The sequence below is a fragment of the Grimontia sp. NTOU-MAR1 genome (assembly GCF_035758505.1).
Lineage (GTDB): Bacteria > Pseudomonadota > Gammaproteobacteria > Enterobacterales > Vibrionaceae > Enterovibrio > Enterovibrio marinus.
Genome location: NZ_CP142108.1, coordinates 458037 through 474341 on the forward strand (window position 1 = coordinate 458037; position 16305 = coordinate 474341).

A 16305-nucleotide genomic window follows, 5' to 3' on the forward strand; every position below is an offset into this window, starting at 1 on the left:
TAAAGAATTACAGTAAAAACTGGTATTTACAGAAGTGAGGGAGCTATTATTGAAGGCATTGCCGCAAATAGCCGTGTAGAACTAAATGAGAATTGCGACATCATCATCGAGTGCTCCTAGTGCCATAGAAGCTATTCAAGCCATCGCGGAAGAGATTTCGAGAAAGATTTCGACTCCCTCTCTGATGCTTGTTTACTACACCGAGACGCAGGATGCAGAAAGTATCAAGCGAGAACTCAATCGGCATTTTCCCAACACATGTGTTATTGGCTGTTCATCATGCCAAGGCACTATGACGGATAAAGGCTATTTAGGTGGACACACCTTGGCTGTTTGGGCAGTGGAAGATGTTGAAGGTGCCTACGGAACATCGCTTTGCGAATTAAATCCAGATGATGACGTAGCAGAATCGGCTAGGGCAGTTCTTAGTCGCGCCATCGACAGCAGCGGTAGACCCGGTGAACTTCCGGCGCTCATCACGCTTCATGCAACACCTGGTCATGAGGAAACCATCCTCACTGCAATTCGCGAAGAACTTGGCATAAATATCCCCATTATTGGTGGCTCCGCTGCTGACGATGGCGTCAGCGGCAAATGGTCGCTTATGGATAATCAGCGCGTCACGTCGTGCGGCATTTCCATGGCGGTGTTTTTTCCCTCCGCACGTGTCAGTTACTCTTTCCATAATGGCTATGCAGCAATGGGACCAAGTGCCGTCGCCACTAAAGTTGATGGCAGAACTTTGGTCGAGTTAGACGGGAAGCCCGCTTTTGATATATATGCTAAGTGGTATTTCGACGCTACAGGTACTGAGATAAATCCCGAAGCTTTGTTTGCCCAATCTACACTCTTTCCGCTGGGACGTCAGACGGGCAACATTCATGGCATGCCTTATTACACGCTTTCTCACCCGGCAACTGTATCATCGGAAGGCGGAATCCAGATGTTCTGTAACATTCAAGAGGGTGAAACAGTGCATTTCATGTCAGGTACGACAGAAATGTTGGTTTCCCGGGCAGGGCGCGTTGTCGATTCAGCCAATGACCACGATAAAAATACTTGCGATCCAATCGGTGGATTAGCAATTTATTGTGCAGGATGCATGTTACATGTTAGTGATTCTCTTCACAGCGTCGCAGCGAACATGCGTCTTTCTATGCATCATGCTCCTTTTATTTGCCCGTTCACATTTGGCGAGCAGGGACAGTTTCTCGGCGGGGAAATTGCCCACGGTAATTTGATGATATCCGCCGTTTTGTTCCACAAGGAAGAGCTATGACAGGAGCAATCTCAGAGAAATTGCAGGAAACACTGTTTGAACTGAACCGTGTTGAAGAGAGAGAGCAGAAATTTAAAGAAGAAAACCGCGCAATCCTGTCGGCAATATCAGCCATGTCTGGTGCAAGCAATAAAATTGAAGTCTTCAATACGTTACTGAAAGTGATTGAACGTTATGTATCCTTTGATAATGCTTTGGTGCTCACCCGAAACAAAGAAACAGAAGACTCGTATTCCTGTCTAGTTTCAACTTCACACAGCGTAGAGAATTTCCTTTGGCAGGATGGCGGCACGTTTTCGCGTTGTGTGAATGGGCAGACAGTGGTGCTCTACGCGCCAGAGCGTGTAAAAGAGTTCGAACGGCTACAAAGCGAGGATTTTGATTCCTGTCGCTCAGCAATTATTACTGGCATGACGGTGAATGCCAGCGAGTCTATTTTAATCCTGCTCGCAGCAGAGAAGGGACGTTTCGATACCAAAGCACAGCAAGTTGTCGAACGTTTTCGGCCACTTATTGAACGTACTATCATTGATATTGATTACCGTGAACGTCTTCAATGCTTGGTTTCGGTTAAAACCCAAGAACTGACAGCGAGTCGGCAACGTTTCCGGGACTTTGCCAAAACCGCTGGCGACTGGTTCTGGGAAATTAACAACAATCTTCAGTTTACCTATTTGTCGTCACCTTCCAATGAATCGTTTTCCGCTGAGCCTCAGGCGATCATGAACCAATTTAACCGGCAGCCGGATGTGAAGCACAGACTTTTGGATCTCATCCAACTGGAGCAGCCTTTCTCAGAAGTAGAGTGGAAGGTTTACCAAGAAGGAAGAGAACAGTGGATTAGCCTTTCCGGACGTCCTTATTACGACAAACGTGGCAATTGCATGGGTTTTCGCGGTACAGCGAAAGATATTACTGCTCGTAAGCAGCGTGTTCATGAACTCCAGCAGGCGAGACAACAAGCCGAATCAGCCAACGCCGCGAAATCTCAGTTTCTGGCAATGATGAGCCACGAAATTCGCACACCATTGAATGCAGTGATGGGATTGTTAGATACGCTACAGCAATCACCGCTTGATGGAGAACAGGCTGTTTGGGTTTCCCAAATGGATAAATCAGCACAATTACTGCTCACGATCATCAACGATATTCTTGATCTATCGAGAATAGAATCGGAGCGATTCTCACTGCATCCAGAGGCGATTAATCCTCGTGACAGTGTCACTGTTGTGTTCAATCAACTACATGAAGTGTCATCCCGCAAAGATATTCAGATGGAAATGGACATTGCAGATGATGTTCCAGAGAGTATTTATCAGGATGGAAATCGGTTTACTCAGATTCTGTTGAACCTTGTGGGGAACGCTGTGAAATTTACCGATCACGGTAAAGTAAAGGTCTCTCTGCGTGTCTTTAACGGAAGACTGAACCTCTTGGTGGAAGATACAGGAATTGGTATTAATCCTGAGCGTAAGAAAGATATATTCCAGCCTTTTACACAGGCAGATGGAAGCATTACCCGTCAGTACGGTGGGACCGGATTGGGGCTGTCCATATGTAAGAAGTTAGTGTCCATGATGAAGGGCAGCATTGATTTTGAAAGCGAGCTTGGAGTAGGCACCACATTTTATATTGATATCCCACTAGTCGAATCCTCACCGACTGAGCACGTGAAGAAAGATAATACTGACGACAACGACCTAGACTCATTAAATATTTTGGTAGCGGAAGATAGCAAGGCTAACCAGATGGTTGTGAAGTTGATGCTTGAGAAAGCAGGGCATCAGGTCGTTGTTGCGAACAACGGAAAAGAAGCCGTCGATTTTGTTCACGATGGACATGTGCAATTCGACATGATTTTGATGGATATGTCGATGCCGGTACTTTGTGGTGTTGAAGCAACAAAACAATTACGTGCTGAAGGATATACATTGCCAATTATCGCTTTGACTGCAAATGCAATGAACGAAGACAAAGAGCGTTGTATGGAAGCTGGCATGGATGATTTTGTCACCAAACCAATTCGAGCAGTCGTACTTAAACAGGCGTTACGCCGTCACGTAAAGATTGAAAGCTGAGCAAAGCGAGTAAATAGCCTTTACCTTAGTGATAAAAGTGACAATGTCACATTTTAATAATGCACTGTTCGGCGAACATATCCTCATGATTATTTCTACTTAACAGATAGTTACTGAACGCTTTGGCAATAGGTGATAATGCTTTATCGCTTCGGTGCACTAAGTACCAGTGTCGGATAATCGGCATATTTTCCACATCTAACACTTTCAGTTTTCTGGCTTCGAGCTCAAGAGAAATCGTGTGACTGGACACGATGCCTAGACTCAATCCCGCAGATACCGCTTGTTTGATCGCTTCACTGGCACTCATTTCTGCGGAGACATTTAACTCGTATCCATGTTGATGGAAGAAGCGCTCAATAGAAAATCGTGTACCGGAACCTTTTTCTCTGACAACCATGGGCTCTCTGGCGATGACGGACAGGGGAATGCTTCTTTGTTGGCAAAGTGAATGGTTAACAGGAGCAATAACAACCAAAGGGTTTTCCATAAACTCCACCGCTTCAACATCAAATTCAGCCGGGGGCTTACCCATGATCACCAAGTCACAATCGTTGCTCTTAATGTCTTTGAGCAACTGTTCTCTGTTTGTCACTTTCAGACTGATTTTAACGTCAGGATGTTGCTGGGAAAACTCAGCCAGAAGTTTGGCAGCAAAATAATTCGCAGTGCTCGCGACGGTGACTTTGAGTTTGCCACAGGTTAGCGATTTCATTTTTTCAAAAGCATCTTCAGCATCACGTAGTTGTTCAGATATCCGCTCGCAATAACCTAAAAGTTCATCTCCGGCATGAGTAAGAAAAAGCGATTTCCCCAAATGTTCGAACAGTGGGAGGCCAATGTTATCTTCGAGTTGTTTTATTTGCATAGAAACGGCAGGCTGAGTGAGGTGCAGTTCGGCGGCTGCGCGCGTGAAACTTAAATGCGTTGCTACCGCCTGAAATATATTGAGCTGTCTTAACGTCAAATGCATAACAAACTTCCTTGTTACTTATGCAGAGAGTGGTTTAGGAAGACGTTCGGGTAATGCTCGCGAATAAATGCGGTAAAACCTCAGGAAGTCTACTTGTATCATCCAATACTGAGTAATGTCCTTCACCAAATATCTGGCCAACATAACTGTCTGCTTCTGGATCAATCGTCAAACAGAAGGGGGTGATGCCTTGCATCAACACATCATCTATTGCGTTTTTGGTATCAGCCTGAAGATAAAGCGGATCACGACTGTCTATGTCAGCGGGTTCGCCATCGCTGATCATTAACAGTAGCTTTTTTCGCTGGGGTTGCTGAGCCAAATATGTTTTGGCATGTCGCAATGCTGCGCCCATTCGTGTCGATAAACCGCCTTCCATAGCAGCTAACCGGGATTTTGTTATGTCATCGTATGCTTCATCAAAATCTTTAAAGCGTTGGTAACGAACATCACTTCGTCCGTTGGAATTGAACCCATGAATGGCAAATGGATCTCCAATACCATCAATCGCATTTGCCAACATCACTGTCGCTTCCTGGGCAATATCCAGCACTCTGAGATCACCGTGATTTCCAGGTAGTGAATCCACGGTCGATTGAGAAAGATCCAGTAGAACCAATACGGCTAAATCCCGCTCGCGCCGAATAAGCCTTTGGTCAATGTTCATATCCGGCAGCGCGCCACGACGAATTTCTTTCATGGCATCAATTGCCGCATCAAGATCCAACTCATCACCTTCAAACTGTTTTCTCAGTCGCTGAAGCCCTTTAGGTTGAAGCGCTTCAACGATGGCTTTGATTTTCCTGAGTTGAGCTTGCCGGCTTTCTACGAGTTCATCGATTTTAGAAGCAATACTTTTTTTTACCGAACGCTCTGTGAGTGTTACCCATGCCGGGCGCATTTGATTTGCCGTATAGTCCCATTCTGGATAGTGGAAGGGGGATGATATTTGTTGTTTGCCTTCCAGTTCATTCATGCTGACGTTTTCAGGTTCGCCATCCCGAAAAAACTCAGACTCCAGAATCCATACTTCCTGAGCGTTATCATCAGCCAGTTCGTTGTCTATTTCATTGACCATTTCCATCACATTGACGGTTCTTTTAACCTGAGGTTCAGAAAGAAGCGGCCATTGATAAAACTCATCACCGTTTTCAAACCAGAGGTAAGTATTATCGTCACGATAAAAAAGCTGGTTAGGCAAATTGCCCTCATCACTGATCTCTATATCACAAGCTAAACGTCGGGCTAGCGTGTCTGTATGGACTTCCTGTTCTAAAGAGTTATTCATGCTCAACAAAGCATTGAACGTGTTAACGACGTAAGTGAGATGCGCTGGAGCATCTTCAGCATTACCTGATAGCAATGCCAGTGACAGTTGGTTGGCTTCGTCGTTGCTTTTTTTGACTTGAGCAAGATGGAAGGGCATCCATAGTTGGCGCAAACCGGGAAAATCTCTGATTGCTAACGCTTCGACGCGGGCATCTTCTACGAGTCCGTAACAGTAGCGCTGAATGTCAGAGTAATCGCCGTGTGGTTTTGGTCGAGAAAACATCAAGTGCGCTGCGGCATGAGTCACAGACGCTCGGTATAAATTTTTCGCCGAAAGTGTTGGATTGCTGGGTTCCTGAGCTTCCATAGCATCCGGCAACAAAATGGTGCCGCTGTGAATAGTAGATAGTGGCGAAGAATTTTGTTCACTTTCGGCGCAATTGATCTCGATAATTCTGGGACGGAGAAAGAAATCGCGGCCCCAGATAGCACGGAGGTAAAAATTAAGTTGACGCTGGGCATCTACAAAAAGGGTACCGCGGCGCTGTCTTTGAAAAATATTCTGACTTTCCGGTGACGCGAGTGTGAAGTAACTGTGTAGGGAATCTATCTGGTTTGCATGTGATTTAGCGCCAATGAGTGCCCAGTGACGTAAGCCTAAAATGGGTAACGATGTGAGAAAACTGGGAGATCGCGTGAGAAATACTTTAAGGCACCTAGGCGCAGTCCGAGCTAATTCCTCAACAAGCTTTTGGTAGATGTTTAAGCCATCCTTTGAGCAAAGCCTTTCCGCGACAGCAGGCAGGGTATTCAGATATTGAGATAGGCGCTCCGAACCCAACCATTCAGACAGGATAACAATGGTATCTTTCACATCAACTATGACACTGTCACCTATTTGCTTCTGAATATTTGGAACGGATAACAGGAACGCAGAAACCGATTCATCTGACTGATATTTCGAGAGTAAATCTAAGACGGCCGTCAGGTATTCATTCAAATCAATGACGTTCATAAGCGCTTCAGCTTCCTGAAAGCCAGTTTCAAAAGCGAGCTTTAATCCATCCGTTTTTTCTACTAACTGCGCTTCAACTCTTCGCTTATTCGCGCGCATTTTATCATCCATAACCAGCCCTAAATATCGTATCAAAAGCAACCTTGAACCGTCGCTTCCAACGTTTCCCGAATATCAGCGTCATCACTCAAAGGGCGAACCAAGGCCATGTGACAAGCAGCCACAGGGGGAATTCCTTTTTGAATGAGTTGTGCGGTATAAACCAAGAGTCGGGTTGATATCCCTTCGTTGAGTCCATGCCCAACCAGGTTCCTGGCATGTTTTGCTATTTGAATCAGCCGGCCCGCTTTAACTTTATCTATCCCGGTTTCATGGCACACGATAGAAACTTCGGTTTCCTCGTCCGGATATTCGAACTCCAATGCTGCGAAACGCTGTTTGGTAGACGTCTTAAGATCTTTCATCAGCGTCTGGTATCCCGGGTTGTAGGAAATCACTAACTGGAAGTCCTCATGAGCCTGAAGCAGCTCACCTTTTTTCTCTAATGACAACGTTCGGCGATAGTCTGTTAGAGAATGGATAGCAACAGTCGTATCCTGTCGTGCCTCCACCACCTCATCGAGGTAGCAAATTGCACCAATCCTCGCTGCGGTCGTGAGAGGGCCATCTTGCCAATAGGTGCCATCAGCATTGAGGAGATAGCGACCAATCAAATCAGATGCCGTCATGTCCTCATGACAAGAGATAGTGATAAGCGGTTTACCTAAACGCCACGCCATGTGTTCGATAAAACGGGTTTTACCGCAGCCTGTTGGACCTTTTAACATCATGGGAATGCGTGAATCATAAGCCGCTTGGTAAAGAGAAATTTCGTCGCCGGATTCTTGATAATACGGCTCTCTGGGAATCAAATATTGATTCTCCCGAGGCATACGTTGAATTGCCTGAGTCATAACTAACTCCATGTTTCTTGTTAGGTAAAAGAAAAAGGGCTGGGATACACAGGACTAAACGTTCCCAGCCAAAGCCCTATCGAGAGGGTACCCAAGCTACACCGGAGAGAGGGCCTGGGTAGATCCGGGGTTACTCAAATCCTGGGGCGCGGTAAATAACCATCGATGCCCCCTGACTTTGGCGGTAATTGTCATATCCAATCAAACGAACATGGTGGTTCGGATTGAGGTTATGGCATAGTTGCGCCTCGCTCAGGATCTTATCGACATTGGTTTCACCAAACATGGGCAGTTTCCACATGTACCAAAATGAACCCGTTGCCTCTTCTGGCTCGGTATGCTCGATGGCAGGGTTCCAGCCTTTACTGACGATAAACTCAACCTGACGGCGAATTTGATCAGCGGTCATTCTTGGTAAGTAAGAGAAGGTTTCGAACTTTCGGCTGTGCGGATCCGTCAATCGCGACGAATAATCCATAACTTCACTCATGAGAATCTCCTTGATGTTTTCGCAAGTGACTAGGCGTGAACCACGTCCAGCTTGTCTACTGTGTCGAATTCAAACTTAATTTCTTTCCAGGTTTCCATCGCTGCTTTTAGCTCGGGACTGTGTTTCGCTGCAGCAGTGAGAATATCTTTGCCTTCTCGCTCAAGTGAGCGTCCTTCATTGCGTGCTTGTGTACAGGCTTCCAACGCCACACGGTTAGCCGCCGCACCAGCAGCATTACCCCACGGGTGTCCTAAGGTACCGCCACCAAACTGGAGTACGGCATCATCGCCAAAGATGGAGACTAAAGCAGGCATATGCCATACGTGGATGCCACCAGAAGCTACCGGTAATACGCCGGGCATAGAGCCGAAGTCTTGGTCAAAAAAGATTCCACGAGAACGATCTTCCTTAATAAAACGATCACGCATGATGTCTATCCAGCCCAGCGTTGCTTCGCGATCGCCTTCGAGTTTACCCACTACGGTACCTGAATGAAGATGGTCACCACCGGACAGGCGCAGACATTTCGACAGCACTCGGAAGTGAATACCATGGTGTGGATTTCGGTCGAGAACGGCGTGCATTGCGCGGTGAATGTGCAGCAGCATACCGTTCTGACGACACCAATTTGCAAGACCAGTATTGGCGGTAAAGCCTGCTGTGAGGTAGTCATGCATAATGATTGGCATGTCGAGTTCCTTGGCGAACTCTGCGCGACGATACATTTCTTCTGGGGTAGGCGCAGTCACATTCAGGTAGTGGCCTTTACGTTCACCGGTTTCGCGTTCTGCGCGATGAACAGCCTCAGCGACGTACTCAAAACGATCTCGCCATCGCATAAAGGGTTGAGAGTTAACGTTCTCATCATCTTTAGTAAAGTCGAGCCCACCACGAAGACCTTCGTAACAAGCACGGCCATAGTTTTTTGCAGACAAACCCAATTTGGGTTTGATGGTACAACCCAGTAGAGCACGGCCATATTTATTGAGCTTATCGCGTTCAACCTGAATACCATTTGGCGGACCACCGCAAGTTTTCACATAGGCAATTGGAAAACGGACATCTTCAAGGCGCAAAGCGCGAATTGCTTTAAAGCCAAATACATTGCCCACTAGCGAAGTCAATACGTTAACTACTGAGCCTTCCTCAAATAGGTCAATGGGATAGGCGACAAATGCATAGAAAGAAGTATCGTCACCTGGAACATCTTCGATCGCATAAGCGCGGCCTTTGTAGTAGTCCAGGTCGGTCAGTAAGTCTGTCCATACTGTTGTCCAAGTTCCTGTAGAAGATTCCGCAGCCACAGCAGCGGCTGCTTCTTCTCTAGGAACCCCTGCTTGAGGCTCTATTTTAAAGCAGGCCAGAAGATCGGTGTCGGCGGGGACGTACTCGGGCATCCAATAGGTTTCCCGGTATTCCTTTACACCTGCCTGATAACTCTTTGCCATAACCAATTTCCTTATTTATTGCTGTTGAATTAAATATCATCGCAGTTTAATTGCGAACTGCGCTTGCCATTTATTCAGTGTTGTTATTTTTAAATCAAAGTGAAATTGGAAGTTTTTATAACAAGGATAACTATTATTTAGCATGCTGCTTTTTAATGGCTATTATGAATAAAAAAGAAATAGAACAATCTATAAGTTAAAAATAAAATCTTTAAATAACATGGTCATACATTAAGTTTGTGCCAGGAAAAAATTAAAGGAAGCTATCAAATAGAAAGGAATAAGTTTTTCTTATCTTTTACAGAAATATTCCTGATTGGAGACTTTAACCCAATCTGTTTAATTTCAAATTCAATCACCTTTTATATGTAAGGTTTTGCGTGATTGATTTGAAACTAAAAAATAATGACTTATCACGCTAACGCATTGGAAAGAAAGAATAAAAGTGACAACCCATTTTGGTTGACGCTAATTATCAGGAAATAAAGATAGGGAATACTTCAATGAGCAAGGTAAGTCAGTTATCTGAGGAGTACAAAACGGCTGAAGCCGAGATACATTTGTCACCCACATCCGACGAAATTCATGAAGATTGCGCTAACGCTTTGCGTATTTTGGCAGTCGATATGGTTCAAAACGCCAACTCAGGACACCCCGGCGCTCCCATGGGGATGGCCGATATTGCGACAGTCCTGTGGCGTGAATTTCTGAAACACAATCCACGGAATCCAAACTGGTCAAACAGAGACCGCTTCGTGCTTTCAAATGGCCATGCTTCCTGTTTGATTTATGGTCTTCTGAATCTGACCGGATACAACGTCACCACTGATGACCTTAAGCAGTTCAGACAATTAGGAAGTAAAACGCCAGGGCATCCAGAGATTGGTGTAACGCCAGGCGTGGAAACAACAACGGGTCCACTTGGGCAAGGGCTTGCGAATGCGGTGGGCATGGCGCTGGCAGAGAAAACCCTTGCGGCACAGTTCAACAAACCCGGTTTCTACATCGTTGATCATTACACCTATACCTTTTTCGGTGACGGCTGTCTGATGGAAGGCATTTCCCACGAGGTGTGCTCATTAGCAGGCACAATGAAGCTGTCAAAGCTCATTGCTTTTTATGACGACAATGGCATCTCTATTGACGGTGACGTAGAAGGCTGGCTGACCGACGATACACCGCAGAGATTCCGTGCCTATGGTTGGCATGTGATTGAAGATATCGATGGGCACAACCATTACTCCATTCGCGAAGCCATTATGGATGCCCGTGCGGTTGAAGATAAGCCAGTGTTGATTTGCTGTAAAACTGTCATCGGCAAAGGATCACCAAACAAAGCAGGATCACATGATGTGCACGGTGCGCCGCTGGGAAATGATGAGGTAGCCAAGACCCGTAAGTCTATGTCCTGGAATCATGATCCTTTCGAGATCCCCAAGAAAATCCAAACTTATTGGAACGACAAAACACAAGGTGCTTTAAGGGAAAACCTGTGGAATGCGACTTTTGCAGCCTATAAAGATGAATATCCCGAGCTTGCAGCGGAATTTACCCGTCGTATAGAAGGGCAACTGCCTAGAAATTGGGGAGAGGAGTCGGAGCAATTCGTTAGAAAAGCGGCATTGCAGGCCCAAAGCATCGCCAGCAGACAAGCTTCTCAGCAATCGCTAAACGCCTTTGGTCAGATGTTACCAGAACTGATAGGTGGATCTGCCGACCTCAGTCCTTCAAACAATACGTTTTGGAAAGGCGCTACCGATAACAACCCAGAGTCACCAGACGGTAACTACATACGTTTTGGTGTGCGTGAGTTTGGTATGAGCGCAATAGCAAACGGCCTTGCACTCCACGGCGGATTTATCCCTTATTGCGCGACGTTTTTGGTGTTTTCTGACTACGCGAGAAATGCCATCCGGGTAGCTGTGCTTTCCAAAGTCCACGCCATTTTTGTTTTCACTCATGACTCCATTGGGCTGGGTGAAGATGGCCCAACACACCAACCAATCGAACACCTAACCAGCTTTAGGGCGATGCCAAACGTGAAAGTGTGGAGACCCTGTGATGCGGTTGAAACGGCGGTTGCATGGAAGAAGGCGATTGAAGATCAGTCTGGTCCCCATATTTTGGTGTTTTCACGTCAAAGCCTTTCATACCAGCTTCGCCGTGCTGACCAACTTCCACTCATCGAGCGGGGCGGTTACATCCTGAAAGAACATGAAGGACGCATGGGTGATGAACCTGACATGATTCTTATCGCCACAGGCTCTGAAATCGAACTCGCTGTTGAAGCCGCTATTTTACTGAACCGTAAATCGATTCATGCCCGCGTGGTCTCTATGCCTTGCGCTGATGTTTTTGACCAGCAGCCTGCTCACTACCGGAACAGCGTACTTCCATCATCCATAAAATGCCGGATATCAATCGAAGCCGGTTCCACGAAATATGTGGGAAGTGATGGATTGCCTTTAGGTATCGACACCTTTGGCGAATCCGCACCTGCCGCTGCGCTATTTGAACACTTTGGCCTGACGGTAGAAAAAATCGTCCGACGCGCAGAACGCATGGTCAAGCAATTACGCCCGTCCAAGTCACAGCGTTAAACGACTTCTGAATCATTGAAATGCAAGGAGAGAGTTATGGCACTCGTTAGTATGAGACAAATGCTAGATCACGCTGCAGAGCAAGGATATGGCGTCCCTGCTTTTAACGTGAACAATATGGAACAGGTTCACGCCATTATGGGGGCAGCTGCCGCCTGCGATGCACCTGTGATTCTTCAAGCTTCTGCCGGCGCGCGTACCTATGCCGGTGCGAGTTTTCTCCGCCACCTAATGCTGGCTTCAGTAGAGCAGTGGCCTTCAATTCCAGTTGTGGTTCACCAGGATCACGGCGCTTCACCTGCGGTGTGTTTGCAATCGATCCAACAGGGGTTCACCTCCGTCATGATGGACGGCTCATTGCATGAAGATATGAAAACACCTGCAAGTTACGAATACAACTGCGACGTGACCGCGAAGGTAGTGGAAATGTCCCACGCCTGCGGCGTATCGGTTGAAGGAGAACTTGGCTGTCTTGGCTCATTGGAAACAGGTACTGCTGGTGAAGAAGATGGCTCCGGCGCTGAGGGTGTGTTAAGTCATGATCAACTTCTGACCGACCCAGAAGAAGCCGCGATGTTCGTGCGACAAACTGGGGTGGATGCATTGGCTATCGCAATCGGCACCAGCCATGGCGCGTACAAGTTTACCCGACCGCCAACGGGTGACATTCTTGCGATTGACCGAGTAAAAGCAATTCACGAAAGGATCCCTGATACCCACCTGGTGATGCACGGTTCATCTTCTGTTCCTCAGGATTGGTTGCAAATTATCAATGAGTTTGGCGGCGACATGGGCGAAACCTATGGTGTGCCGGTGGACGAAATCGTGGAGGGCATACGCCACGGGGTACGCAAAGTGAATATCGATACCGACCTCCGCATGGCGAGTACTGGAGCAGTCCGTCGTTTCCTTGCTCAGAATCCAAGTAACTTTGATCCACGCAAGTTCCTTGCTGCCGCAACGAAAGCCATGGAAGCACTCTGTAAGGAGCGTTATGAAGCCTTTGGCTGTGCGGGTATGGCATCGCGTATCAAGCCAATAAACCTTGAAGACATGTCAACGCGATATGCCTCGGGTGAATTAGACCCTTCCGTCAGATGAGTTCTAGCTGATTGTTACTCATATTCCATCTGAAGGAGAAAAACTATGTCTGTAAAACATCCCATTGTGGCGGTAACTGGCTCATCTGGAGCAGGGACGTCCACGGTAAAAAATGCGATGGAGCAAATTTTCCGTCGTAACCAATTTCAAGCTGCAGTTATTGAGGGCGACAGCTACCACAAATACGACCGTGCTGACATGCGCGAGCGTCTAAAACGCGCCCAGGAAAGGGGCAAAAACCTAAGTCACTTTGGCCCTGAAGGTAACGACTTCTGCGAGCTAGAAAAGACATTTCGCGCATACGCTGAAACAGGCACTGGACTGCGACGTTACTACATCCACAATGAAGAAGAAGCAATGCTTCACGGTTCGAAACCTGGCACCTTCACTAAGTGGTCTTCAATTCCAGAAGGCTCAGACCTTCTCTTCTATGAAGGTCTGCACGGCGGTGTTGTAACCTCTAACAGTAATGTAGCGCAATACGTGGATCTGCTTATTGGTGTCGTACCGATTGTTAATCTTGAATGGATTCAGAAAATCCATAGAGATACCAATGTGCGTGGTTATAGCCGCGAAGCGGTGACGGACACTATTTTGCGCCGTATGCACGATTACGTTCATTACATCACACCACAGTTCTCGCTGACGGATATCAACTTCCAGCGTGTTCCCATGGTAGATACATCAAACCCCTTTATCTCCCGAGATATTCCAACGTTGGATGAAAGCATGGTGGTGATCCGTTTCCGCGATCCAAAGAAAACCGGTGTCGATTTCCAATACCTTCTTAACATGATTGATGGTTCAGTCATGTCACGCCGCAACAATATTGTAGTGCCGGGTGGGAAAATGGGTTTAGCGATGGAGCTCATCATGCAGCCATTAATTGAGGAGCTAGTGCTGCATGGCTCAAACAGAGTAAGTGTTGAAACCACTCATGACCGCTTTTCAAAGCGCGTCCCCGCGCTTTAAGGAGGCTATATGATCAGGAAAGGGACAACATTTACCCGGTTTATTATCGAAGATCTGAGAAAGCTTCCGGAAGCAACGGGAGACTTTACGCTTTTGTTAAGCACAATCGTCACTGCATGTAAGGAGATTGCTGATGATGTGAGCCGCGGACAGCTTATTAATGTGTTGGGATCCGCGGAAACTGAAAACATTCAGGGTGAAACCCAAAAGAAACTTGATGTCATTTCTAACGATATCCTTATTCGCGCTCTTGAATGGTCTGGCCATCTTGGTGGCATGGCGTCAGAAGAGATGGAGGAAGCGTATCCGATCCCGGCCAAATTCCCCAAGGGAAAATACCTGCTGGTCTTTGACCCGCTTGACGGCTCATCAAATACCGAAGTGAATGTATCGATTGGGACAATCTTTTCCATTCTTCGCTGCCCGCCGGGTATTGTCGAGCCCACTGAAGATGATTTCCTTCAGGCAGGAGCAAAACAAGTCTGTGCGGGGTATGTTCTATATGGACCCGCTACCAATCTGGTGCTGACGACGGGTCAGGGTGTGAATGGATTCACCCTGGATAGAGACATTGGCGAATTTATCCTCACACATCCAAAGCTCACGATCCCGGAAAAAACCAACGAGTTTGCCATCAATATGTCGAATCAGCGCCACTGGGAACCTGCAGTGAAACGCTATATCGACGAAGTGGTAGCCGGACAAGAAGGGCCAAGAGGAAGGGACTTCAACACTCGCTGGGTCGCATCCATGGTCGCAGAAGTCCATCGAATCCTGATGCGTGGTGGCATCTTCCTTTATCCCAAAGATAACCGAGAGAATGTGAAAGAAGGGCGCTTACGTCTCCTGTACGAAGCGAATCCCATGAGCTTCATCATTGAGCAAGCCGGAGGTGCGGCATCAACGGGAAGAGAGCGGATCCTTTCCGTAAAACCACAGAGGTTACACCAACGCATCCCCGTCATTATTGGTGCAAGAGAGGAGGTTGAGCGGGTAGAGCGCTATCACCTGACAATGGATAAATTACAGAGTGAATCTCCGCAAACCACCATTAGCTAGTACAGGAAAAGGCCCACTAAAATGGGCCATTTTTTACGAATAAACCAAATGGCACTAAGGCGTCGATGACCAAAAGGAAAGGGGAGTAGAATGAAGATGGAGCCGTCAGATACCCATGAAAAAAACACACTGCAGACCTTATTGAAAATGACGAAAATGGATGTCAGATCTCTTCTGTCCGATATAGTGCGAAGTGCGGCAATCAAAGCGGTTTTACCAAAATTCCACCGAGGGATAACAACATCAGACATCAACTACAAGGCTAATTGTGACATTGTCACAGGTGCAGATTTGGAAATGCAACAGCTTCTAATAGAGGCACTAAGAACATATTGGCCGCATATACCAGTCTTGGGAGAAGAACAGTCCCGGGCTATTCAATTCTCGATATTCGAAGAACAAAATCAGCCTTTTTGGGTATTAGATCCTATAGATGGCACCAGTAACTTTGCTTTTGGCATTCCTTACTTCTGCACATCGCTCGCATTGCTTTACAAGGGTAAAGTTTGGTTGGGGCTGGTTTACGACCCGAATAGAGACGAGTTGTTTTATGCCACTTCGGGCAGAGGTGCAACATTGAACAGCATTGATTTAGACTTTACTGAACTGAAAGCATGCGACGACTTGAAGAGTTCTATGGCGTTGATCGACTTTAAACGCCTGCCCAAAGACATGGCTTCCCATCTGGCAGCTCATCCACCTTATCGCTCACAGCGCAGTTTTGGTGCTAGCGCTTTAGATTGGTGTTGGATTGCTGCCAATCGTTGTCAACTATACCTTCACGGCAATCAAAAGCTTTGGGATTACGTCGCTGGGAGTTTGATCCTGCAGGAGGCGGGTGGTACATGTTCGTCTTTTGATGGTACAAACATTTTTGATAACAGCATGCATTCAAAGGCGGTAATCGGAGCAACCCATCCTGATTTATTTAGACAATGGCATGATCATCTTGATCCATTTCTTTCATAGCTTGAGGAAGGTTTCGAGTTCTGCTGTTAGCGAGTTTTAGGTACGAATTCTAACAAAATAGGCATAGAATCTGCTGGGGCGAACTAAGCTTTTCTTGTC

Annotated in this window: 12 protein-coding genes; 7 read left to right on the forward strand and 5 right to left on the reverse strand. The window is 46.7% G+C overall.

All coding sequences use genetic code 11. The features are described from left to right. Positions 1 to 85 precede the first annotated feature (85 nt). Both VP504_RS02035 and VP504_RS02040 read left to right on the forward strand, forming a co-directional pair. Positions 86 to 1279, forward strand: coding sequence for an FIST signal transduction protein (locus VP504_RS02035; RefSeq protein ID WP_325892707.1), 1194 nt, complete (start codon positions 86 to 88; stop codon positions 1277 to 1279). Next, positions 1276 to 3357, forward strand: coding sequence for an ATP-binding protein (locus VP504_RS02040; protein WP_325892708.1), 2082 nt, complete (start codon positions 1276 to 1278; stop codon positions 3355 to 3357). The genes VP504_RS02035 and VP504_RS02040 overlap by 4 nt, the downstream gene beginning before the upstream one ends. A gap of 46 nt (positions 3358 to 3403) precedes the next feature. On the opposite strand, the gene VP504_RS02045 is transcribed toward VP504_RS02040, so the two are convergent. The 5 genes from VP504_RS02045 to VP504_RS02065 all read right to left on the reverse strand — a co-directional run bounded on the left by VP504_RS02045 (position 3404) and on the right by VP504_RS02065 (position 9505). Next, positions 3404 to 4330 (reverse strand): LysR family transcriptional regulator, encoded by a 927-nt coding sequence (locus tag VP504_RS02045; protein ID WP_325892709.1) that lies wholly within the window; start codon positions 4328 to 4330, stop codon positions 3404 to 3406. A gap of 34 nt (positions 4331 to 4364) precedes the next feature. Next, a complete protein-coding gene (locus VP504_RS02050; RefSeq protein ID WP_325892711.1) occupies positions 4365 to 6713 on the reverse strand; it encodes a nitric oxide reductase activation protein NorD in 2349 nt (782 codons plus the stop codon). Positions 6714 to 6745: 32 nt separating this feature from the next. Beyond that, positions 6746 to 7567 (reverse strand): CbbQ/NirQ/NorQ/GpvN family protein, encoded by an 822-nt coding sequence (locus VP504_RS02055; RefSeq protein ID WP_325892713.1) that lies wholly within the window; start codon positions 7565 to 7567, stop codon positions 6746 to 6748. Positions 7568 to 7697: 130 nt separating this feature from the next. Next, a complete protein-coding gene (locus VP504_RS02060) occupies positions 7698 to 8057 on the reverse strand; it encodes a ribulose bisphosphate carboxylase small subunit (protein WP_325892714.1) in 360 nt (119 codons plus the stop codon). Between the two features lie 29 nt (positions 8058 to 8086). Continuing rightward, positions 8087 to 9505: a form I ribulose bisphosphate carboxylase large subunit gene (locus tag VP504_RS02065; RefSeq protein WP_062706368.1), complete on the reverse strand. Its 1419-nt coding sequence runs from the start codon at positions 9503 to 9505 to the stop codon at positions 8087 to 8089. 626 nt (positions 9506 to 10131) lie between these two features. Between VP504_RS02065 and tkt the strand changes: the two genes are divergently transcribed. The 5 genes from tkt to VP504_RS02090 all read left to right on the forward strand — a co-directional run bounded on the left by tkt (position 10132) and on the right by VP504_RS02090 (position 16206). Beyond that, entirely contained in the window at positions 10132 to 12105 is a 1974-nt protein-coding gene (gene tkt, locus VP504_RS02070) for a transketolase (RefSeq protein ID WP_325893961.1), read from the forward strand. Between the two features lie 36 nt (positions 12106 to 12141). Beyond that, positions 12142 to 13206: a class II fructose-bisphosphate aldolase gene (gene fba, locus VP504_RS02075; protein ID WP_325892715.1), complete on the forward strand. Its 1065-nt coding sequence runs from the start codon at positions 12142 to 12144 to the stop codon at positions 13204 to 13206. 45 nt (positions 13207 to 13251) lie between these two features. Continuing rightward, on the forward strand, positions 13252 to 14178 hold the full coding sequence (locus VP504_RS02080) for a phosphoribulokinase (protein ID WP_325892716.1): 927 nt from the start codon (positions 13252 to 13254) through the stop codon (positions 14176 to 14178). A 9-nt stretch (positions 14179 to 14187) separates the two neighbouring features. Continuing rightward, a complete protein-coding gene (locus VP504_RS02085) occupies positions 14188 to 15237 on the forward strand; it encodes a class 1 fructose-bisphosphatase (protein ID WP_325892717.1) in 1050 nt (349 codons plus the stop codon). 90 nt (positions 15238 to 15327) lie between these two features. Then, positions 15328 to 16206, forward strand: a complete 879-nt coding sequence (locus VP504_RS02090) for an inositol monophosphatase family protein (protein WP_325892718.1) — start codon at positions 15328 to 15330, stop codon at positions 16204 to 16206. Positions 16207 to 16305: the final 99 nt, after the last annotated feature.